Source organism: Luteolibacter sp. LG18 (assembly GCF_036322585.1).
Classification (GTDB): domain Bacteria; phylum Verrucomicrobiota; class Verrucomicrobiia; order Verrucomicrobiales; family Akkermansiaceae; genus Luteolibacter.
The window spans coordinates 5757627-5779508 of sequence record NZ_AP024600.1; the positions used below are offsets into that span (position 1 = coordinate 5757627).

Annotated in this window: 15 protein-coding genes; 10 read left to right on the top strand and 5 right to left on the bottom strand. The window is 63.2% G+C overall.

The annotated features are described in order from the left end of the window. Positions 1-52 precede the first annotated feature (52 nt). Positions 53-2788 (top strand): sulfatase-like hydrolase/transferase, encoded by a 2736-nt coding sequence (locus llg_RS22850; protein WP_338287401.1) that lies wholly within the window; start codon positions 53-55, stop codon positions 2786-2788. A 77-nt stretch (positions 2789-2865) separates the two neighbouring features. Further along, positions 2866-4311, top strand: coding sequence for a sulfatase (locus llg_RS22855; RefSeq protein WP_338287402.1), 1446 nt, complete (start codon positions 2866-2868; stop codon positions 4309-4311). A gap of 357 nt (positions 4312-4668) precedes the next feature. On the opposite strand, the gene llg_RS22860 is transcribed toward llg_RS22855, so the two are convergent. Then, complete coding sequence (locus llg_RS22860; protein WP_338287403.1) at positions 4669-5256, bottom strand: hypothetical protein; 588 nt, start codon at positions 5254-5256, stop codon at positions 4669-4671. 228 nt (positions 5257-5484) lie between these two features. Here llg_RS22860 and llg_RS22865 point away from each other — a divergent pair, with 228 nt between their 5' ends. The 7 genes from llg_RS22865 to nuoF all read left to right on the top strand — a co-directional run bounded on the left by llg_RS22865 (position 5485) and on the right by nuoF (position 16490). Further along, positions 5485-10467, top strand: coding sequence for a DUF1800 family protein (locus tag llg_RS22865; RefSeq protein WP_338287404.1), 4983 nt, complete (start codon positions 5485-5487; stop codon positions 10465-10467). Positions 10468-10474: 7 nt separating this feature from the next. Next, positions 10475-11932 carry a DUF1501 domain-containing protein gene (locus llg_RS22870; RefSeq protein WP_338287405.1) on the top strand — a complete coding sequence of 486 codons (1458 nt, stop codon included), beginning with the start codon at positions 10475-10477 and terminating at the stop codon, positions 11930-11932. A gap of 102 nt (positions 11933-12034) precedes the next feature. After that, a complete protein-coding gene (locus llg_RS22875) occupies positions 12035-12562 on the top strand; it encodes a hypothetical protein (protein ID WP_338287406.1) in 528 nt (175 codons plus the stop codon). A 115-nt stretch (positions 12563-12677) separates the two neighbouring features. Further along, positions 12678-13940: an NADH dehydrogenase (quinone) subunit D gene (nuoD, locus tag llg_RS22880; protein WP_338287407.1), complete on the top strand. Its 1263-nt coding sequence runs from the start codon at positions 12678-12680 to the stop codon at positions 13938-13940. Between the two features lie 26 nt (positions 13941-13966). Continuing rightward, positions 13967-14383 (top strand): GxxExxY protein, encoded by a 417-nt coding sequence (locus llg_RS22885; RefSeq protein ID WP_338287408.1) that lies wholly within the window; start codon positions 13967-13969, stop codon positions 14381-14383. 48 nt (positions 14384-14431) lie between these two features. Further along, the gene (locus tag llg_RS22890; protein ID WP_338287409.1) at positions 14432-15028 is read left to right on the top strand and encodes an NAD(P)H-dependent oxidoreductase subunit E; all 597 of its coding nucleotides are present in this window, start codon (positions 14432-14434) and stop codon (positions 15026-15028) included. Positions 15029-15044: 16 nt separating this feature from the next. Next, positions 15045-16490, top strand: coding sequence for an NADH-quinone oxidoreductase subunit NuoF (gene nuoF, locus llg_RS22895; RefSeq protein ID WP_345789210.1), 1446 nt, complete (start codon positions 15045-15047; stop codon positions 16488-16490). Between the two features lie 487 nt (positions 16491-16977). Here nuoF and llg_RS22900 read toward each other — a convergent pair whose 3' ends face one another. Beyond that, on the bottom strand, positions 16978-17298 hold the full coding sequence (locus llg_RS22900; RefSeq protein ID WP_338287411.1) for a hypothetical protein: 321 nt from the start codon (positions 17296-17298) through the stop codon (positions 16978-16980). 182 nt (positions 17299-17480) lie between these two features. Here llg_RS22900 and llg_RS22905 point away from each other — a divergent pair, with 182 nt between their 5' ends. Further along, complete coding sequence (locus llg_RS22905) at positions 17481-19247, top strand: hypothetical protein (RefSeq protein ID WP_338287412.1); 1767 nt, start codon at positions 17481-17483, stop codon at positions 19245-19247. An 11-nt stretch (positions 19248-19258) separates the two neighbouring features. Here the strand turns inward: llg_RS22905 and llg_RS22910 are convergent, their stop codons facing one another. From llg_RS22910 to llg_RS22920, 3 genes are all read right to left on the bottom strand, one after another. Beyond that, positions 19259-19783: a hypothetical protein gene (locus llg_RS22910; protein WP_338287413.1), complete on the bottom strand. Its 525-nt coding sequence runs from the start codon at positions 19781-19783 to the stop codon at positions 19259-19261. Positions 19784-19995: 212 nt separating this feature from the next. Continuing rightward, positions 19996-21438 carry an adenosylhomocysteinase gene (ahcY, locus tag llg_RS22915; RefSeq protein WP_338287414.1) on the bottom strand — a complete coding sequence of 481 codons (1443 nt, stop codon included), beginning with the start codon at positions 21436-21438 and terminating at the stop codon, positions 19996-19998. A 56-nt stretch (positions 21439-21494) separates the two neighbouring features. Then, the gene (locus llg_RS22920; RefSeq protein WP_338287416.1) at positions 21495-21881 is read right to left on the bottom strand and encodes a four helix bundle protein; all 387 of its coding nucleotides are present in this window, start codon (positions 21879-21881) and stop codon (positions 21495-21497) included. Between the last annotated feature and the right edge of the window lies 1 nt (position 21882).

Genomic DNA, 21882 nt, shown 5'->3' on the forward strand with positions numbered 1-21882 from the left:
CCGCGGCGGAGAGCATCGGGCTTTCCGCCGTGTCCTTTTTCCGATCACCACCATGAAGACCCTGCTGCTGGCCGCCGTGCTCGCGCTTCCCGGCATTGCCCCGGCCCAAATCAACATCGCCTTCCACAACAGCGCGTCCGTCGAATCCGCCATGGCCGCAGGCACGGCCCCCACGGCTCAAGGCACGGTGGTGAAACCGGCGAACGAAACTTGGAACAACGTCACCCGCACCTCGACGACGACCTTTTCATTCAGCGGCATCGCGTTGCAGTCGGCGGACGGCTCGACCAGCGAAGCGACGCTCGCGGGCACCAGCGGCTACGCGGGGAACAACGCCAACGGCTGGGCGGCGAAGACGAAAGACTCGGTGATGATGGAAAGCTGGTTCGGCCTCGCCGGCAGCGAATCCATCACCGTTTCCAATCTTCCCGCGGCCTATGCTTCCGGCTTCAGCGTGATCGTCTACGGCGACTCGAACGACACCGCCGGTCGCACGATGAGCTACAAGATCGGAACGACGACAAAGACCGTGGTGGACAACGGCACGTTCAGCGGAACCTTCACCGAGGGCGCGAACTTCGTCACGTTCACCGGACTGAGCGGTTCCAGCTTCACGCTCACCGGCAACGCGGCCACCCCTCGTTCGGCGATCAACGGGCTGGTGATCGTCCCGGGAGCCGTGGCGCAACCGCCATCGATCGCCTCCTTCGACACCCCGAGGCGCTATGTCCAGCCGGGCACACCGGTCACGCTGTCCTGGCAAACCACCGGCACGACGACCCTCGAAATCTCCCCGGGGATCGGCACGGTTTCCCCAGGCAGCGGCACGCAAGTGGTCACTCCCACCGCCACCACCACCTACAAGCTGACCGCCACCAACGCCCAAGGGACGGCGACGAAGGAAGTCCGGGTGGGCGTGGGCCCGACGCGGCCGAACATCCTGGTATTCCTGGTGGATGACATGGGTTGGCAGGATTGCTCGCTGCCATTTCTCTACACCAATGGCCAACCGGTGAAGACCTCGCTCAACCAGCTCTATCGCACGCCGAACCTGGAAACGCTGGGCGCTCAAGGCCTGCGCTTCACCAACGCCTGCGCGCACACCGTCTGTTCACCCAGCCGGGTCTCGCTGATGACCGGCATGAACGCGGCCCGCCACCACGTCACCAACTGGACCTATCCCACCTACGCGAAGCAAACCGACATCGCCAACGCGACCCTCGATCCGCCGACCGGATGGCGGATCAATGGCATGGACTCCAGTGACGTGGCCATGCCCGGACTCCTTCAGGACGCGGGCTACCGGACCATCCACACCGGCAAGGCCCACTTCGGTCCGATGAAGCGCTCGGACAACGCGACCCCGAACCCCTCGGGGGATCCGATGTTCCTCGGCTTCGATGTGAACATCGCCGGCTGGGGCGCAGGTGGCCCGGGTTCCTATGCCAGCGAACAATCCTACGGCACCGATCCGCTGTGGCATGTGCCAGGGCTCGAAAGTTACTACACGCCCACCCAGACCCACACGCATCTCACCGAAGCGCTGACCCAGGAGATCGGCAAATCAATCGAGGAATCGGTGCAGCACGGCCAGCCGTTCTTCGCCTACATGTCCCACTACGCGATCCACGCGCCCTATGAGGTCGATGCCCGGTTCTCCGCGAACTATCCGGGTCTCAGTGGCACGATGCTGGGCCACGCCACGCTCATCGAAGGCATGGACAAGTCGCTGGGCGACCTGCTCCGCAAGCTCGATGACCTGCACGTGGCGGAAAACACTCTGATCGTATTCCTCGGCGACAACGGGGCCGAAACCCCGAGCACCTCCGCCCTGCCCGCGCCCTCCGCTCCTCTCCGCGGACGGAAGGGCACGCCCTACGAGGGCGGCATGCGCGTGCCATTGGTCGCGGCCTGGGCCAAGCGGGATCCCGCGAATCCGTTCCAAGCCCAAATCCCCATCCCGGCGAACGGCCACAACGACGACATCGTTTCCATCGACGACCTCTTCCCCACCCTGCTCGCCACGGCGGGAGTCACTGCTCCCGCGCCGGTGGACGGCCACAGTCTACTGCCGTATCTCCAGGGAAACGCGAGCTACCACGTGCCGCAGGAGTTCGTCACCCACCTGCCGCATTCGCACAACGACTCGTTCTTCTCCACCCTGCGGGATGGCCAGTGGAAGCTGATCCACCGTTACCTCACCCGCTCATGGGAGTTCTACGATCTCTCGACCGATCCCGGCGAGACCACGAACCTGGCGACGAATCCCACGCCTGCGAACGCCGCCAGATTGATGCGGATGGCTCGTCACCTCGCCTCTGAACTGAAGCGCTACGGGGCCCAGTTCCCGACCGAGGACGCCACCGGCAACGAACGACCGCTGTTGATGCCGAACCTCACCACCGTGGACAGCGATGGAGACGGCATTCCGGACATGCAGGAGGATACCAATCGCAACGGCCTGACCGATCCTGGCGAGACCGACGCGGACAAGGCGGACAGCGATGGCGACGGCACGCCTGACGGGGCGGAAAAGAAGCTGGGCACCAATCCCCTCGACCCGACCAGCGCGTTCATGGCCACGCCTTCGCGACAGGCCAACGGCACGCTCGCGATCGAATGGCCGTCCCAGCCTGGCACCGCCTATGAAATCCGCAGCAGTCTCGACATGGCGGATTGGTCCACGCTGGTGGCGGCCGATGTTCCCGCCGCCCAGGGAACGCGCACGCGCTACGAGCTCGGCGCTCCCGATGGCGCGCGTCGTTTCTTCCGCGTGTCGCTGAAATAATCCGGAGTGTCCGATTGAAATCGGCCAGCCCCGCGTATTTCCATGGTTACGTTTGTCCGCCCATGCATCCCAGGTTCATGAAAATCCTCGCGCTCGCCGCCGCCTTGCTCCCGCTGGCTCCCTTCGCCAGCACCGCTGCCGATTCTCCCGTGAAACGTCCGCCGAACATCGTGCTCATCGTGATCGATGACATGGGCTGGAAGGACATCGCGGCAAACGGCTCGACCTACTACAAGACCCCGAACGTGGACCGTCTGGCCAGCGAGGGCATGCGTTTCCGGAACGGCTACGCGGCCTGCGCGGTGTGCTCGCCCTCACGGGCGGCGATCATGACCGGTCAATCCCCGGCACGGCTGCATCTGACCGATTGGATTCCAGGAGAAGGCGCGCCGAAGAACTCGCGCTTCACGGTGCCGCAGTGGGACATGACGCTGGAGAAGAGCACGCCGACGCTGCCGCAACTTCTCAAGAAACAGGGCTACACCACGGCCGCTATCGGCAAGTGGCATCTGGGCAACGACGGACCCGAAGCGCACGGATTCGACGTCAACATTGCCGGCGGCCACATCGGGCATCCGGCATCCTTCTTCTGGCCTTACGGGAAGGAAGGCAATTCCCACCGCGTGCCGATGCTCGCCGAAGCGGGCGGCAAGGAAGGCGAGTATCTGACCGACCGGCTCACCGACGAGGCCGTGAAGTTCATCGACGGCAACAGGGACAAGCCCTTCTTCCTCTACCTCGCCCACTACGCGGTGCACGCGCCGCTGATGGCGAAGGACGACGACACGGCCTTGTTCAAGGGCGCGAAGCCGGACGGCCAGCAGGACTTCCCGGTGTACGCCGGGATGGTGAAGGCGGTGGACGATTCGGTGGGCCGCATTCTCGCCGATCTGAAGAAGCAAGGCTTGGAGGACAATACGATCGTGGTCTTCACCTCCGACAACGGCGGGGTGGTGCATTTCCGGGCGACCGACAACGCGCCGCTACGGGGCGGCAAGGGCTTCCCTTATGAGGGCGGCCTACGCGTTCCTTTCATCGTGCGGGCTCCGGGACTCACGAAACCCGGCAGCGTGAACGACACGCCGGTGATCGGCACCGACTTCCTGCCGACCTTCGCGAAGCTGGCGGGCATCGAGGGCAAACCCGCCCCGGTGTTGGACGGGGTGGACATCTCCCCCGCCCTGCGTGGCGGGAAGCTGGAACGCGACACCTTCCTCTGGCACTACCCGCACTACTGGTGGGGAGGCAACATCTCGCCCTACTCGGTAATCCACTCGGGAGATTGGAAGCTGGTGCGCTGGAATGAGTATGGCTCGGAAGAGCTCTACAATCTCGCCCAGGATCCATCGGAGAAAACCGATCTCGCGAAAGCGAATCCAGAGAAGCTCAAGGAGATGTCCGCCAAGCTGGATGCGGAGCTGAAGGCCCAGGACGCGCAGCCACCGGTGCCACGGAAGGACGCGAAGGCCGCCCCCGATCCGGAAAGCAATCCGGCGAAGGCGGCGAAGTTCATCCGGGGGTGACTCCAGGTCCTTATCTACCTCCTAAGCTCTGCATCCCGAATGGGATGGCAGCCCAAGTAGCCGGAGGTTGAGGAGCCTTGGCGACGACACCTCCGGTTCAGGCGGAAAGATCATTCGATCCCGGAGGGGATCGTAGCCGGGTTCGGAGGTCTGCGGAATTTCATTTCCCATTCCACCCGCGGAACCGGGGCACGCGTCTCGCACCCCTGCCGGGGCGCATTTCGTGCCCCTGGGGAATCCGGTGGCGGCGTCGCTCCGCTCCTTGCACACCGGCTAATTTCTCCTGCCCCTACCGGGGCGAAAGAACAGCCTCCCCCGGAGTTCACGAAGCTCGAGGTCTGGACCTCAACCACGGCATCACTGCTTGCCCGGCTCCTTGGCGGGCTCTTTCGCGGCAGCCTCTTTCTCCGCGGCCTCTTTGGCTGCGGCGTCCTTGGCAGCCTTCTCCAGTTCCTTCTTGCGGACCTCCACCATCGGCGGAATGGACTGCTTCCACAGCTTGATGTTCGCCTCGGCGAGGCGGGACAGGAACACATCCTTGTTCTTCAGATCTTCCCGGATCTCGTCCGCCTCCTGCACCTTCCCCAGCGCGAGTGCCGGGCAAATGGTGGCAAAGAGATAGATGGTGTCGCTCGACCGGGTGTAGGCCTCCTTCACGCCGTCATACACCTTTTGGGTGTCGTGGTACAACACCGAGGAACGGTAGGGCCAGCCACCATGAAACTTCGGAGCCACCACGGCCGCCTTGACCTGGTTCACGTAAACACCGGCGGAGCCCGGCGTCTCCGGTCGCGCGCGATTCAGCATGGCGATGGCTTCATCCTTCTCCAATGCCACGGTTTCGCCTCCGCGCACTTTGGCGAGGAGTTCATCGAGATCCGCGGCCAACAACGTGGACGGCAGGAGCAGGAGACCCAGAAATCCGGACAGCAGGAAACGTTTCATGACAGGAGGGGGTTGCGGAAAACCGGAGCTGCCGGAACCAACCGCGGTTCCCGATCCACGCTCCATTCTCCCCATAGTCCGCGACGCTCCGAATGTCGATCTGAAACGGGAGCACAGAGCCTGCAAATGGTTTCATTTCCGGCCACAACCCATTCAACGCTCGTGGTTTCACGAAACCGGTGGTTGTTAGGTTGCCTTGGATAACCGGATTTGCGAAACACCGGCCCGATGGCGCGAAAACCCGCTTCCTGGCCGCTCTTGTTCGCCGCCCTTTCCGGTCCGGCGCACGCGGCGTTGTTCGATCCAGTCTGGCAGCTCGGCACCGACGACGCGAACACCGCTCCCTTCAGCCAGGAGAGCTTCGCCGCGAACAGTGCGCCGGGCTCGGCCACGGTGAAGGACGACGACTATTATTTCGCGGGCACCTATCCGGCTCCGATCGGCACGGTGGGAACCACCGAAGCGGTGGCCAATTTCGAGCGCGCGATGACGATCAGCGATCCACGGAAGCGGATTCATTTCCCACTGACCGCGGCGCAGGTTTCGTCGGGCTCGCGGCTGCGGATCACCATCGACCTGTTCGCGGGCGGTGGCTGGGTGAGCGGCACGGGCAGCCTGCCGGGTTTCCAGAGCCACGATGTTTCGGTGAAGCTCAACGGGGTGACACTCGGCACCCGGTCCGCCATCCAATATGACACCACGCTGGTGTTCACGGTGCCCGCCTCCTCGGTGAACGCCACCACCGGCGAGAACATCCTCCTGATCGAGCGAACCGGCGGCTCGGCGAACGCCTACATCCAGTTCGACTACCTGAAGGTCGAAGCCGATCCCGATGGACTGGCCGATGGCGATGGCGACGGCATGCCGCGATGGTTCGAGGAGACCTACAATCTTTCCGACAGCAATGCCGCGGACGCGGCGCTCGATCCCGATGGCGACGGACTGACCAATCTCCAGGAGTTCCAGAAGGGCACGAACCCGACCGATCCGGACACCGACAACGACGGACTGCTGGACGGCCAGGAAACCACCACCGATCCACTGAAAGCGGACACCGATGGCGATGGAATCGTGGATGGCGCGGAAACCAGCTCGAATCCCCTGCTGGCCGACAGCGATGGCGATGGGTTCCCGGACAACATCGAGATCGAGCAGGGAACGAACCCGCTCTCGGCGGCCTCGAAGCCCTTTGATTTTCCCGGCGCGGTCGGCTTCCAGTTCATCGCGGAGCGGAGCATTGAATCGTCGCTGAAGCCCGGCGAACCAGCGGGCTATTTCCGGCTGCCGAACTGGAACGTTTCGCCGCCGCTGCCGCTGTGGCCACCCTCGAACACCGCGTTGACGGGCTCGGCCTCGGCACTGAAAAACCACCGCGGCCAGGCCACCGGCGTGAACGTGAGCTGGTCCTACCGGGCGGCGACGGACGGCCTGCACAAGGGAACGTCCAACGAGAAGCTGCTGGACGGGATGATCTACGCGGGTTCCTACGGCTCGGGAAACACCTCAGCCAGTGTGTCGATTACCGGCATCCCCTACGCCACCTACGATCTGATCGTGTATCTCGGCGACCAGTATCCCGATCATCGCGGTTACCTCCAACTGGGCACGAACTCCTCGACGCAGCGCTACTTCACCTCGGCCTCGAACCCGCCCTTCCGCAAATGGATCGAGGGCAAGGCCACCACGCAGACAACGATGACGCCTGCGAACTACGTGCGCTACCGGAACCTCAGCGGCACCTCGCAATCGGTGACGCTGAACCAGATCGCAGCGGACGACGGCAACTATTACAACGTCTCGATCCACGGTTTTCAGATCGTGGACAGCGGCACGGACAGCGACGGCGACGGGATGAAGGACACCACCGAGGTGGAGAACGGCTTCAACCCGAAAGTCGCGGATGCGACGGCGGACGCCGATGCCGATGGACTCACCAATGCAGCGGAATTGACGGCCGGCACCGATCCGCACGACCCCGACACCGACCACGACGGGCTCAAGGATGGCGAGGAAGCCTCGTTCAACGCGAATCCGCTGCTGGCGGACACCGACGGCGACGGTCTGCTCGATGGCGACGAGGTGCATGGCAGCCCGTTCCCCTCGTTCGCGAACGACACGGACAGCGACAACGATGGATTCACCGATGCCGCGGAACGCGCGGCGGGCTCCGATCCGAAGAGCAACACCAGCAAGCCCCCCGCGGTTCCAGATTGGACACTGGGCACGCGGACCTGGAGTTGGAAGACGGGTCCATTCCGCTTGGTGTGGAACCACGACCGCACGATGCTCGGGGCGATGGATGGCGATGAGGCGATGCTGTGCGAGGCCGTCGTCGGCAGACCGGGCGTGGGTTGGGAGAGCCAGATCGGCATCGGGCTGCGCTACGTGAACGGTCGCCTGACCTACCGGTTCCGCTGCGGGTCGGACACCTTCGGCGATGCCTCGGGGAACGCTTTCTGGAACAGTGACTGGAACACCTTCCCGGTGGACAAGACCGCGCAGTTCGGATTCAGCGGTCATGGCTCCGGTGACATCTCGATGCCGCTGCGTTTCGAGTTCACCGCGGTGCGGAAGAACCTGAGTGAGAACCTGTGGACGCTGACGTTCAAGATCGTGGACACCACCAACTCGACCAACCTGGTCACGTGGACCACCACGGCGAACACCGCCATCGCGGCAGACGCCACCTTGCTCAATGGAACGACCACCTGGGCGGATGCCGATGACACCGCCGGTGCCGTGAGCCTGCTGACCCAGCCGGGGGTCTCGATCTACTACACCTCCGCCAACGTCGCCACGGTGGACACGGACCGGGACGGCATTCCCGATGCCTGGGAAACGGCCAACAGCTTCAACCCGAACAGCGCCGCGGATGCGACGCTGGACACGGATGGCGACGGCCTGAACAACCGCGACGAGTGGCGCGCGGGCACGAACCCGCGCAACGCCGATACCGACGGTGACGGCGCGAGCGACGGGCTGGAAGTGGCGCAGGGCACCAATCCGCTTTCCGCCGCCTCCGTGCCGGCCGCGTTCACGTTCAGCGGCGCAATCGGCGACCTCGATGGCGATGGGCTCAATGACGCCTGGCTACTGTGGAGCGGCGGACGCGCCCGCGTGGCAGGAGCGGATGACGATGGCGACGGCATGAGCAACGCGCAGGAGAGCGCGGCGGGCACCAACCCGGACGATCCGAATTCCAAATTGGCAATGGTCGCCACGCCCGCGGCCGACGACCTGTGGTTGTCCTGGACGGACGCGCCTCTGAAAGCGCAGGTGATCGAAACCGGCACCGGGCTGGGCGCGTGGGCCGCGGCCACCGGCTTGCCCTCCTCCACGGTCTCGAATGGCGTGCGCCAGGTGAAAGTGCCCCACGCGCTTTCCTCGGGAGACGCGAAACGCTTTTACCGGGCGCGGGTTTCACCGGTGGACACGGATGGCGACGGGGTCGAGGATTGGACCGAAACGAACGTCCTCGGTTCCTCCCCCACCAGCGCGAACTCGATGGGGCAATCGATCGTGCGTTCGAACGGCCAGACACTCTCCGGCGACGCGCTGGCGCTCTATCAGAAGGTTCAGGGGTCCTCGCCTTCCGGCGGCGCGCCGGGCACCACGGTGGCGGGCACGCCCTCGCCGGTGCAGGCGGCGCGTTTCCTGATGCAGTCGACCTTCGGTCCGGTGCCGCAGGACATCGACGCGGTGCGGCAGTCCGGCTACGCGGCGTGGATCGACGCCCAGCTCCAACTACCGCCGTCGTACTTGCAGCCCTACATCAAGGCGATCAAGGCGGACGCCGCCGGCCAGCACGCGGATAAGAGCTACAATTTCAACGATCTCGACAACTTCGTCTACGGCAACAACGTCACCACGCCCTTCGCCCGCAACGCGGTGGGCGCGCCGGACCAGCTCCGCCAGCGGGTGGCCTTCGCCCTGTCCCAGATCCTGGTGGTGTCCCGCCGCGATGCCCAGCTCGAGGAGAAGCCGGAGGGCATGGCGAACTACTACGACACGCTGGTCCGCAACTCGCTGGGGAACTACGGCACCCTGCTGCGCGAGGTGGCGCTGCATCCGGCAATGGGCTGGTACCTGAGCCATGTGGGCAACCAGAAGGCCGACCCCTCGATCCCGCGCTACCCGGACGAGAACTTCGCCCGCGAGGTGATGCAGCTCTTTTCCATCGGCCTGTGGGAGCTGAACCCCGATGGTTCCCGCAAGCTGGATGGCAACGGCGAGCCGATCCCGACCTACGACAACGGCACCATCACCGAGATGGCCCGCGTGTTCACCGGCCTCTATTTCGACGCTCCCTACGGCTGGGAAGGCGGCGGCTGGAGCGACGACGACTACACCAAGCCGATGGTGATGTATCCGGAATACCACGACTTCGGGAAGAAGACGCTGCTGCACGGCTTCATCCTCCCGGAGCGCGAGGAAACCGCGGCCAACGGCATGCAGGACGTGATCGACGCGGTCGATTGCCTGTTCCGCCATCCGAACACCCCGCCGTTCGTATCCCGCCAGCTCATCCAGTTCCTGGTGATGGACAATCCGTCCCCCGCCTACGTCAAGCGGGTGCAGGATGTGTTCGTGAACGATGGCAGCGGCGTACGCGGCAATCTCGGTGCGGTGGTGAAAGCAATCCTGCTCGATCCCGATGCGCGCAATGCCCCGGTTTCTCCGGGCCAGGGCAAGATGCGCGAGCCGGTGATCCGCACCATGCATCTCGGCCGACTGTTCAAGGTCACGGAGACCAATCCGGATTTCACCTGGTGGAACTGGACGGACACCTACTACGGCTTCACCTCGCAGGAGCCGCTCAACTCGCCGAGCGTGTTCAACTTTTACACCCCGGTCTACCAGGCCCCCGGCGAGATCCGGAACACCGGGCTGGTGAGCCCCGGCTTCCAGCTCGTGAACACCTACACCTCGGTGTCGTTCCCGAACTTGCTGCTCGATTACCTCCACGAAGGCTTCCGCTCGGCCTGGGACCACCGCTATCCGCTCGACTACCACGCGACGCTGCTGGTGGCCGCCAGCCCGGAAGCCTTGGTCGATCAAGTGAACCTGCTGGTCTGCGCCGGCAACATGACCGCGCGGACGCGCTCGATCCTGATCACCCGGCTGAACGATCCGAACCTCAACCAGAACGACCGCGTCGCGCTCGCCGTGTGGCTGGCGATGACCTGCCCGGAGGGCGCCGTCCAACGCTGAATATCCCATGCGCTCACGCCGACAATTCCTTGGAGAAGCCAGTTGCGCCGCGATCGGTTCGACCTCGATCCTTTCGACCCTGCTGAACCTGACGATGGCGAACCACGCCGCGGCGGCCAGCGGTTTCAGCGGCCAGCGGAAGGCGCTGGTGTGCCTGTTCCTGTCCGGAGGCTGCGACACCTTCAACATCCTGATCCCGCGGGACTCCCCCGGCGGCTACGATGAATACGCGGCCTCGCGCTCGAACCTGGCGATCCCGCGGAACCAACTGCTGCCGCTCAATTACACCGACGCCCAAGGGCGACAATACGGGCTAAATCCCGCCTGCACGCGTCTGGCGGAGATGTTCAACGGCCTCGGTGGCGACACCTCGAAGAAGCGGCTCTCGTTCCTCGCGAACGTCGGCACGCTGATCGAACCGATCCCGGACAAGCAGGCGTATCTCAATGGCAACGTCGCGCTGCCGAAGGCGCTGTTCTCGCACCGCGACCAGATCGAGCAGTGGCAGACCTCGGTGCCGCAGGGTATGTCGGTGCTGTCCGGCTGGGGCGGCCGTGCGGCGGACGTGATCCACTCGACGCTGAACACGGAGCAAACCGGCGGCTACTACATGCCGATGAATTTCTCGCTGTCCGGGAACAACGCGTTCCAGATCGGCCGCAGCGAGGGCCAGTTTGTGATCACGCCCGGCGGCGCGCTGGCGATCACCGGCACCGGCGGCCAGTCCGCGATCCAGCAGGCAAAGGAGCAGGCGCTGAAGGATGTGGTCGCCAGCCCGATCGAAGAGCACTATCAGAGCCTTTTCCAGCGCACCCACGGCCGCATCACGGCGAACAGCATCGAACGCGGCGCGCAGTTCCAGCAATCGTTCGACGCGATCGGCACCACGCTCGCCTCGGTGTTCGCGGCCGCCGGTTTCCCGAACCATTGGCTCTCCCAACAGTTCCAGGCCGCAATCAAGACGATCGTCATCCGCGACCAGCTCAAGCTGGCCCGGCAGACGATCTTCATCGAGTTCGGCGGCTGGGACCACCACTCGGAACTGCTCAACACCCAGCGCGGCATGCTGCTGACGCTGGATGCGGTGCTCTATGCCTATCAGAAATCGCTGGAGGCACTGGGGCTGGCGAACGACGTGATCACGTTCACGGCCTCCGATTTCGGACGGACCCTGCGCTCGAACGGTCAGGGCACGGACCACGCGTGGTCGGGCAACCAGTTCGTCTTCGGCGGTCCGGTGCAAGGCGGCACGGTGAAGGGCAATTTCCCGTCGCTGGCCATCGATGGGCCGGACGACATCGGCCGCGGCGGACGGATTTTCCCGAAGCTGGCCGCGGACCAGTATTACTGCGAGCTGTTGCGGTGGTTCGGGGTCAGCAACGGCAACATGGACCAGGTGCTGCCGAATATCCGTAACTTCTACGACCCAGCGAGCGCCACGAACCCGGTGGGATTCCTGATTTGATCAGGGAGCAAGGACATTCCTGTCCTTGTGGAAATCGAGCTTCGAGAAAAAGGGACAAGAATGCCCCTTCTCCCTGAAACAAGTCAGGGCTATTCTTCCCAGATGCGCGCGTGGAAATGGCATGAGTGGCTCGGAGCGATCGCCATCCTGGTGTTCGTCCTCTGGCTGGTGCTGCGCCCGGTCGAAAAACCAACGCCCATCCTTCCACCTCCGCCGGTCACGCCGAGCCAGCCGGCCCCCACTCCCCCGGCGAAGCCGACCGCGGCGGAAGGCCTGCTTTCCGGCTACGGCGACCCGGCCTCCCCGCCCATCGACGACCTGCGGAAACTGAACCGCGTGCTCGGCGGCTATTTCTCGGTGATCAAGGAGCCGTCGAAGAATCCCATCGGAGGCAACGCGGATCTGGCAGCGGCCCTGCGCGGGGAGAACCCGAACCGCACGGTGTTCCTCCCGGCGGGACATCCGGTCTTTTCCCCTGACGGCCTGTTGCTCGACCGCTGGGGCAGCCCGGTGATCGTCCATCCCGAGGGCTGGCAGCGGATCGAGCTGCGGTCGGCGGGCCCGGACAAGGTGCCCTACAACGGCGACGACCTGATTCTCTCCGCCACTGGACTTCAAAAGAACCCGTGATTTCCGGAAGCCGCGGGCGCGTCTTGGATGCCGGATCGCCCCTTGTGAAATATTTCACAAACCCCTTGCCGCCCGGGGGCCTTTCGAGACAGATTTCCCTAGGTTTAACCCCGGCATGAGCAACCGTACCACCGAATTCGAAGCGCCCGATACCCTCGCCCGTGCCTCCGCCGCGGCGGCGGACCATTACCACGCCGAGACGGACGACCTGATGGGCGAAAAGATGGTGCTCAACATGGGCCCTTCCCACCCGGCTACCCACGGCGTGCTGCGGTTGGTGCTGGAGCTGGATGGCGAGATCATCACAAAGGCGGACCCGGACGTGGGGTTCCTGCACCGCGGCGATGAGAAGATCGCGGAGAACATGCACTACAACCAGTTCGTGCCCTACACGGACCGGCTGGACTACCTCGCGCCGCTCGCGAACAACGTGGCCTACGCCTGTGCGGTGGAGAAGCTGATGGACTGGACCCTGCCGCCCCGCGGCCAGGCCCTGCGCGTGCTGTGCTGTGAGCTGGCCCGCATTTCCTCCCACATGCTCGGCGTGGGCGTCTGCGCCATGGACGTGGGCGCAATGACCGTGTTCCTCTACACCTTCACGGAGCGCGAGAAGATCTACAACCTCTGCGAGCAGCTCACCGGTGCCCGCTTCACCACCTCCTACACCCGTGTCGGCGGCCAGCTCCGCGACATGCCCGCGGGCTTCGAGCAGGCGGTCCGCCGCTTCCTCAACGAGTGCGAGATCACCATCGACGAAATCTCGAAGCTGCTCGACAAGAACAAGATCTACCTCGACCGCATGTGCGACATCGGGGTCATCAGCAAGGAGGCGGCGATCGCCTGGGGCCTCACCGGCCCGAACCTGCGTGCATCCGGCGTGAGCCGTGACCTCCGCAAGGACCGTCCCTACCTCGGCTACGAGCAATACGACTTCGACATCCCGATCGCCGAGGAGGGCGATTGCTACGCGCGCTACCAAATCCGCATGGAGGAAATGCGCCAGTCGATCCGGATCTGCCGCCAGGTGCTCAACACCATGCCCGCCGGCCCGGTGAACCTGGCCGACACGAAGAGCATGCTGCCGGACAAGGAGCGCGTGCTGATGTCGATGGAGGAGCTGATCCACCATTTCATCGTCGCCACCCAAGGCATCGACGCTCCGAAGGGCGAGGTCTACTTCGGCGCGGAAAATCCGAAGGGCGAGCTCGGTTTCTACATCCACTCGACCGGCGGCGGTGTCCCGCATCGACTCAAGATCCGCAGCCCCTCCTTCTGCAACCTTTCGATCACCTCGAAGCTGCTCCCCGGCCACATGGTGTCCGACATCCCTGCGATCCTCGGCTCGCTGGATTTCGTCATGGGCGAGTGTGACAGGTAAGATTTTTTAGCCGCAAAAAGGCGCAAATGGCGCAAAAGGAATCCATATTCGAGCTCTGCGACCAAGTGCGGGAAACCGCATTTGAGCTGCACTGCTTCCTGCGTCACGGATACAAGGAGAGCATTTACGAAAACGGACTCCTCCATCGCCCCTCCAAGAAAGGAATCCCGGCGGTCCAACAAGTTCCATTGCAAGTGATGGACGAGGACGGCACGGTGCTCGGCAATCTCGAAATTGATCTCGTGGTGGCTGGAGAATTGGTCGTCGAAATCAAAGCCTGCCGAACCATCGCCCCCGAACATACCGCCCAACTTTTGGGTTACCTGAGAGCCTGCCGGAAAGAACACGGTCTGCTCATCAACTTCGGAGCTTCCAAACTCGAAATCCGCAAATACGCCCTCTCCAAAGAACTGCCAATTCATCCGGAAAGCGCTCCACTCTGAACTTTTGCGCCTCTTGCGCCTTTTTGCGGCTAAAAAAATCACCATCCCATGTCCCATTCCAACGTCGAAGACCTCGTCGCGTCACCCGAAACCCCGGGGACGAAATTCTTTGCTCCCTTCGCGGTGACGACTGAGCTGGAAGCCGAGGCCGTGAAGCGGCTGGCCCAGTTCCCGGACAACCAGAAGCGCTCGGCGGTGCTGCCGCTGCTGCACTACATCCAGCATCACCACGGCTATCTTTCGGCGGAAGCCATCGCGTGGACCGCGCAGCGGATCGGGATCGAACCGATCAAGGTCGCCGAGGTGGTGACGTTCTACCCGGGCTTCCGCCAGTCGGCTCCCGGCGTGAACCACATCCGCGTCTGCCGCACGCTTTCCTGCGCGATGGGCGGCTCCTACGAGCTGATGGAAAAGCTCTGCCAGCTCACCGGCATCGATCGCAGCACCTCGGACTCCCATCATCATCCGGTCTCGGTTTCGCCGTGCGGGAAGTTCTCCGTCGAGTTCGCGGAATGCCTCGCCTCCTGTGGCACCGCTCCGGTGTGCATGGTGAACGACGATTTCCACGACGGCATCACCGCCGACAAGGCCCAGGCCCTGCTCGACAGTTACTCGAACGCCGCGAACTCCGCCGCCGGACACTAACCCCCCTCACCCGCCCATTTCCGTGATCACCTACAAAGCCGGCAAGCAGCCCGATCCGCGCGAGTACCGCCTGATCTTCAAGAACGTCGACCGGGAGGGCTGGGATCCCTCCATCCAGACCTATCTCTCCGACGGTGGCTACGAGGATCTGAAGAAGGCGTTCACGATGGCGCCGAAGGACATCACGGAAGAGGTGAAAAAATCCGGCCTGCGCGGCCGCGGCGGCGCGGGTTTCCCGACGGGCATGAAGTGGACCTTCATCCCGCCGAACAACACCAAGCCGGTCTACCTGATCTGCAACGGCGACGAGTCCGAGCCGGGCACCTTCAAGGACCGCTACATCGTCCACCAGGACCCGCACCAGCTCATCGAGGGCATGGTGATCGCGTGCTTCGCCACCGGCGCGCACACCGCCTACATCTATCTCCGTGAGGAATTCCCCGCCGCCGCCGTGCTGATGGAGAAGGCGTTGGATGAGGCCCGCGCCCACGGTTTCCTCGGCAAGAACATCCTCGGCTCCGGCTTCGACCTGGAAATCTACGTCCACCGCGGCGCGGGGGCCTACATCTGCGGCGAAGAGACCGGCCTGATCGAATCGCTGGAGGGCAAGCGCCCCTATCCGCGCATCAAGCCGCCGTATTTCCCCGCCGCGCTCGGCCTCTACATGAGCCCGACGATCGTGAACAACGTGGAGTCGCTTTGCCACGTGAAGCACATCATCCGCATGGGCGGCGACGAATACGCGAAGCTCGGCGTGGCCCGCAACACCGGCACCCGCATCTTGTGCGTGTCCGGTGATGTGAAGAAGCCGGGTTACTTCGAAGTCGAGGTCGGCAAAATCACGATGCGCGAGCTACTGTACGACATGTGCGGCGGCCCGAAGGATGGGCGCGAGTTCAAGGCGGTCATCCCCGGCGGCTCCTCGTCGAAAATCCTGCGCTGCGACGAGACCTACAAGCTCAAGAACCCGGACGGCTCCGCCAAGGATCTCGGATTCTGGGACATCCAGATGGATTTCGACACCTTGGCTGCCTGCGGCTCGATGGCCGGTTCCGGCGGCGTGATCGTGCTCGATGACACCCGCAAGATCTCATGGGTGCTGAACAACCTCAACAGCTTCTACGCCCACGAATCCTGCGGCCAATGCACTCCCTGCCGCGAAGGTTCGATGTGGATGAAAAAGATCACCGACCGTCTCGTCACCGGCGAGGCCTCGCCGAAGGACATCGAGACGCTCGAAAGCGTGGCCTACCAGATCGACGGCCGCACCATCTGCGCCTTCGGTGAAGCCAGCTCCTGGCCGGTGGAGGCCATGGTGGCGAAGTTCCGCGAGGAGCTGCTGTCCGACACCAGCGCGGAGAACGACGGCAAGGCCCACAACGAGGAAACCGAGGCCCAGCGCCGCTACCTCGACCACGAGCCCACCAAACCCGGCGCGCCCGTGACCGCGGATATCGCGTGAGCAACGGAGGCGGATCGGTCTCCGTCAGCGGGTTATATCCTGCCGATCTCGATGATGCTGGAGGGCTTGGATCTTCGACAGGAGATCTTGCCTCCGGCGCTCAGATTCCGCCTCCTCTCTCGCGATCTTTCCACAGTCCTTCAGACGCAGGATCGTCGCCATGGCACCGGCCACCATCAGGTAGAGCCCCAGGTCGTCCAAGCCTCCGATCGCTGGTCCGCGGCTCCACGTGAACTCGCGGCGTTCGAAGGCCTAGGAGCAAAGGAAGCTCTCCTGCATGCCTCCGGCATGCGAACCCAACGATCCACTCCAACCGGTGGGGGCGTCGCTGCGCTCCTAGCCACCGGCTAGCAATCCGATTCCCCTTGCCGGGGAAAAGAGGCTCGTCTTCCCATTCCGAAACTCCGCCTAAATTTAGCGCCATTCGGGACAAGAATGTTTGCCTCCGGCTATGTCCGCTTCGCTCCCATTCTACTCCCAGTTAGGATCACTGCGGCGGAGCAATGGGCGGCAGCGGCGTTTGCTGCGGTAGCGGCTGGGCGTCCATGATGTTGCCCGGAGAAGTGCCCTGCTGGGGCTGCTTGGCCTTTTTCTTCTCCGCTTCCTTGTCCGCCTTCTCTTTCTCCGCGTCCTTCTTCGCTTGGCGGCGGTCGTAGGCGTCGATGGGGGCGGTCACGATCTTTTCACCCACATTGTAGGTCCCCTCCACCACCGCACCCGCCACGGTGAACGGAGCCTTCACGATCGCACAGGAAGACAGGCCGGCGGATGCCGCGGGGAGGAGAAGCCAGTGCAGGCGGTGACGCATCTCGGAAGGCTATCCGCTCCACGGGGCATGGCGAGGGGATATTGTGCCGCCTCCCGCCGGGCAGGAAACACGAGGCAGCACAGCCCACGCCCGGCATAAAACATGCATATAGCGTAACCATAAAAACATCGCCATAACTCAAAACCTCCATTCATCATCATCGCACCCATTTTGAAACCCTCATGCCAGTTCACATGGAATCCACCTCGTCACCCACCCAGCAGTCCGGAAAGGCACGGACATTGGCGTTATATGGCCTGTCCATCCTGATTCTGGCGGCTCCGGTCCTGGTAAGCATCGCTGGCCAGATCCGCTCGAATTTCAAGGACCATTCATCACGTCCTCCCCGCGAAGCCTTCGAGACCTCGACCACGAACCTCCAGCAACACAGTTGGTGGAGCAACACCGGGCGTGACAGCGACACGCCGATGTATATCGGCGTCGTGGGTGCCTGGCCCGAGGACAACGCGCCGTCCAACACCAAGGAAACGCCCCGCCTCCAGCTTTCCGAGAGGATCTGCGTCCGCTTCCGCGATCTAGATGGATGGCTGCTTCGCCTGTTGGCCTACGAGCGCATCGATGGCCAAGAGGCGTTGACGCTGGAGGAAAAGGACAAGGAGCCCTACCTTCTCGTCAACTACGCGAAAAGCGTTCTCAAACTCCCCCTGAAAACCGGCGGCAAGGGGGTGCCCGTCTCATTGGAAACGGACGATGCCAGGAAGGAGAAGAACGATCGCGCGCAGAAGCGCTTCAGCACCCTCTTCTTCCACTGCCGGGAACGAATGTATCCCATCATCAACGGCCTCCACCTGACCGGCTATCACCCCATCAACGCCCAGGACAGCGGCGTCTACTGGCCAGCCAGCGCCCAAGGACCAAGTCCCGATCCGGACCGGTCCGACGATCTCGTCTTTGAAATCAACCCGGACGACTCCCCGGAAGTCGACAGGACGAACTTCGAGAAACTCACGCGGAGCATCGGCATTTCGAAAAAGGTGCACATCACCCTGGGCATTCCGGTTCCCGGCGGCGACCCGTTGGTGTCCCCTTCGATCGTCCGCCCTGACGGGGCAACTCCAGCCCAACAACCGAAGCTCGTCCTCGTCCCCGGCTGGAAGGTGGCGTGGGTCATCGCGACCTTCGGGCTGATCTTTTCCCTGATGATCTACCTGTCCCTCAAGACAAACATCCTGAGATCCTGCAACATGAGACGACGCCCTGATGGCAGATGTCAACTCAGCCTCAGCCACTTCCAACTGGCATTCTGGTTCGTCATCATCCTCGCCTCGTTTCTCTACCTGTGGCTGATGATTGGAGCCGTACCGGTGCTCTCGGACACGGCCCTTTACCTGACCGGCATCGCTCTCGCGACCGCGACGGGTTCCGCCGCCATCTCCTCGATCAAGAACACCGACTCCCAGCTCGAAGCTTACAACGCCTCCATGGCCAACCGCAGCGGTATGCCCGCCGCCAAACTCTTGGAACTGGTCAAAGGCTTCGCCACCGCAGCGACCGAAAAATGGCAGTTGGCCATCAAGGAGAGCAAGCCGCCTGAAGAAATCGAGCCCCTGCTTCAGGATCATCTCGAATACCAACGGCAGTTGGAGTACCTTCGCCACGCGAAATTCCAGCGCTGCCTGGTGGACCTGCTCAGCGAGAATGGAGAAATCACCCTCCACCGCTTCCAGATGATGGCCTGGACCTTGGGATTGGGTCTCGTGTTCGTCACGAGTGTCCTCGGAAAGCTGGCCATGCCGGATTTCTCCGCCACGTTGTTGGCTCTGATGGGGCTTTCCGCTGGTGCTTACCTGGGCTTCCGGATTCCCGAGGCTGGCACGGTGGTCAAAACCCTGACCAGCCGGAACGCCCTCGACGAGGAGGCGCCAAAAGTCACCGAAGCCCGGACCACGAACCCCAACGAGCCCCATGAGAAAAGCCCGAACCCGTGAAGCCGGTCACCCTATCTCCGGCGCTCACGTTCGATCTCGCCGATGAGCTGCTCACGCTGCTGGCGATGGCGGCTCCTTCCGTCCCGGAAGGCCGATGACTTGGACAGGCCGCTGACCAGATTCATGAATCCGATGCAGGAAAAGAGCAGGCCGAACAATGGGAAATAACCCACCGTGTTGTTGCTGAGGAACAAGGCGAGGACGATTCCACCGAGGATAGCCGCCAAGCTCCCGATCACGGATCCGATGGCCGAGGGTTCATACAGTCCGCCGTTCTGGCCGCGAACGAGCAGGGATTGCCTGCGGGCTTCCCACTCCCGATCGACGCGCTCAAGGTCGTTCTGGAGTTCGATCACCTTCAAGTTTCCCGCGATCCGGTCGGTGGCGCGCTCGAGCTTCTCCAGCACGCGGGTGTGGGTGGCGGTGACGTCACGGACAACCTCCAGCTTGGAATGGCAGTAGTTGCAGGTGAGGAAGCGGACATCATCGCCAACCTGCAAGTCCGAGCCACAGCCGTTGCAACAGAGTTTGATCACTTGGGGGACCATTGGCGTTGATCGAAGCAGATTCCGCGGCGGAGGGCACTTGGAATTGAGATGCTATTTTTGAAGGCGGATGACTTCGCGGGCCTCTTCCAAAAGATCGCGAGAAAAACTCCGCCTCCCTGAAGACCTTCCTCGGCTGAAGCCTCAACTCCTCACGAAAAAGGCCCCGCCGGAGAACCGGCGGGGCCTTTTGGGAAAACGCTTCAGTAGCGGTAGTGCTCCGGCTTGTACGGGCCTTCCACCGGGACGCTGATGTAATCGGCCTGGTCCTGGGTGAGGACGGTGAGCTTGGCCCCCACCTTGGCGAGGTGGAGGCGGGCGACTTCCTCGTCGAGCTGCTTCGAGAGCACCTTCACCTCACCGGCCTTGTTGGTGGCGCGGTTCTTCCAGAGGTCGATCTGGGCGAGGGTCTGGTTGGTGAAGCTGTTCGACATCACGAACGACGGGTGGCCGGTGGCGCAGCCGAGGTTCACTAGGCGGCCTTCGGCGAGCATGTAGATGCTGTTGCCGGTCGGGAACGTGTACTTGTCGACCTGGGGCTTGATGTTGTTGCGCACCACGCCGGCGGCGTTGTTGAGCTTGTCGATCTGGATCTCGTTGTCGAAGTGGCCGATGTTGCAGACGATGGCCTGGTCCTTCATCTTCTCCATGTGCTCAAGGCGGATGATGTCCTTGTTGCCCGTGGTGGTGACGTAGATGTCGCCCCAGCCGAGGGTGTCCTCGACGGGCAGCACGCGGAAGCCTTCCATCGCGGCCTGCAGGGCGCAGATCGGATCGACTTCGGTCACGACAACCTGGGCACCCTGGCCGCGGAGGGCTTGGGCGCAGCCCTTGCCGACATCACCGTAGCCACAGACCACACCGACCTTGCCGGAGATCATGACGTCGGTGGCGCGCTTGATGCCATCGACGAGCGACTCGCGGCAGCCGTAGAGGTTGTCGAACTTCGACTTGGTGACGGAGTCGTTCACGTTGATCGCGGGAACGAGCAGCGTGCCGGCCTTCGCCATCTGATAGAGGCGGTGGACACCAGTGGTGGTTTCTTCCGAAACGCCCTTCCAGTCCTTCACGATGGTCGCGAAGATGCCCGGCTGTTCGGCGTGGACCTTCTTGAGGAGGTCCTTGATGACCTGCTCCTCGTGGGAACCGGACGGGGTGTTGACCCAGTCGGAACCGTTCTCGAGTTCGTAGCCCTTGTGGATGAGGAGGGTCGCGTCGCCACCGTCATCGACGATGAGTTCCGGGCCGAGGCCGGCCGGATTGACGAGGGCCTGCCAGGTACACCACCAATACTCTTCCAGCGTCTCGCCCTTCCAGGCGAAGACGGGGATGCCGGCGGCGGCGATGGCCGCGGCGGCGTGGTCCTGGGTGGAGAAGATGTTGCAGGACACCCAGCGCACTTCAGCACCGAGCTCGACGAGGGTCTCGATGAGCACGGCGGTCTGGATGGTCATGTGCAGCGAGCCCATGATGCGGACGCCCTGGAGCGGCTTCTCCGGGCCGTACTTGGCGCGGGTGGCCATCAGGCCCGGCATTTCGTGCTCGGCGATTTCAATCTCCTTGCGGCCGAATTCGGCGAGGGAGATGTCGGCGACTTTGTAGTCGGCGGCGGCCTTCGGGGCCGGGGCGAGTGTGGAGGAAGACATAAGCGTTTTGGTGGTGGTGGTTGGAGACGTAAGACTGGAAGAAGTAAGAAGTAAGATCAGAAGAAGAGGGAGAGAAGAGCGTTGAACATGCCTCCACCGCCGAGTTTCTTGCGGAGACCTTCGATCATCGAAGAAATCTCGCGAGCCTCTTGGATAAGGGGGGCGGCAGCCTCTTGGGTGAAGACTCCGGCGCGAAGGCCGATGTAGAGTTGGGTCCGGAGTTCTCCCGCAGAACCTTTGGCGATCGCAAGGAAACGTCGGAACTCTTTGTCGCTTTCTCGCTCGGCCCCTTCCGCGATGTTGGAAGGAACCGAGATGCAGCAGCGAGCCATCTGATCGCGAAGAGCGAACAAGCGGATGGAGTCGATGAGTTCCAAAACCGACACCGCAAGCCGCGAGCTGCGTTTCCAGACCTCAAGATCTTCAAACTTGTGCTGCGGCATG

Coding starts and splice junctions, on each gene's coding strand:
- llg_RS22850 (WP_338287401.1), top strand. CDS start 53: ATGAAGACCCTGCTGCTGGCCGCCGTGCTCGCGCTTCCCGGCATTGCC.
- llg_RS22855 (WP_338287402.1), top strand. CDS start 2,866: ATGAAAATCCTCGCGCTCGCCGCCGCCTTGCTCCCGCTGGCTCCCTTC.
- llg_RS22860 (WP_338287403.1), bottom strand. CDS start 5,256: ATGAAACGTTTCCTGCTGTCCGGATTTCTGGGTCTCCTGCTCCTGCCG.
- llg_RS22865 (WP_338287404.1), top strand. CDS start 5,485: ATGGCGCGAAAACCCGCTTCCTGGCCGCTCTTGTTCGCCGCCCTTTCC.
- llg_RS22870 (WP_338287405.1), top strand. CDS start 10,475: ATGCGCTCACGCCGACAATTCCTTGGAGAAGCCAGTTGCGCCGCGATC.
- llg_RS22875 (WP_338287406.1), top strand. CDS start 12,035: ATGCGCGCGTGGAAATGGCATGAGTGGCTCGGAGCGATCGCCATCCTG.
- nuoD (WP_338287407.1), top strand. CDS start 12,678: ATGAGCAACCGTACCACCGAATTCGAAGCGCCCGATACCCTCGCCCGT.
- llg_RS22885 (WP_338287408.1), top strand. CDS start 13,967: ATGGCGCAAAAGGAATCCATATTCGAGCTCTGCGACCAAGTGCGGGAA.
- llg_RS22890 (WP_338287409.1), top strand. CDS start 14,432: ATGTCCCATTCCAACGTCGAAGACCTCGTCGCGTCACCCGAAACCCCG.
- llg_RS22900 (WP_338287411.1), bottom strand. CDS start 17,298: ATGCGTCACCGCCTGCACTGGCTTCTCCTCCCCGCGGCATCCGCCGGC.
- llg_RS22905 (WP_338287412.1), top strand. CDS start 17,481: ATGCCAGTTCACATGGAATCCACCTCGTCACCCACCCAGCAGTCCGGA.
- ahcY (WP_338287414.1), bottom strand. CDS start 21,438: ATGTCTTCCTCCACACTCGCCCCGGCCCCGAAGGCCGCCGCCGACTAC.
- llg_RS22920 (WP_338287416.1), bottom strand. CDS start 21,881: ATGCCGCAGCACAAGTTTGAAGATCTTGAGGTCTGGAAACGCAGCTCG.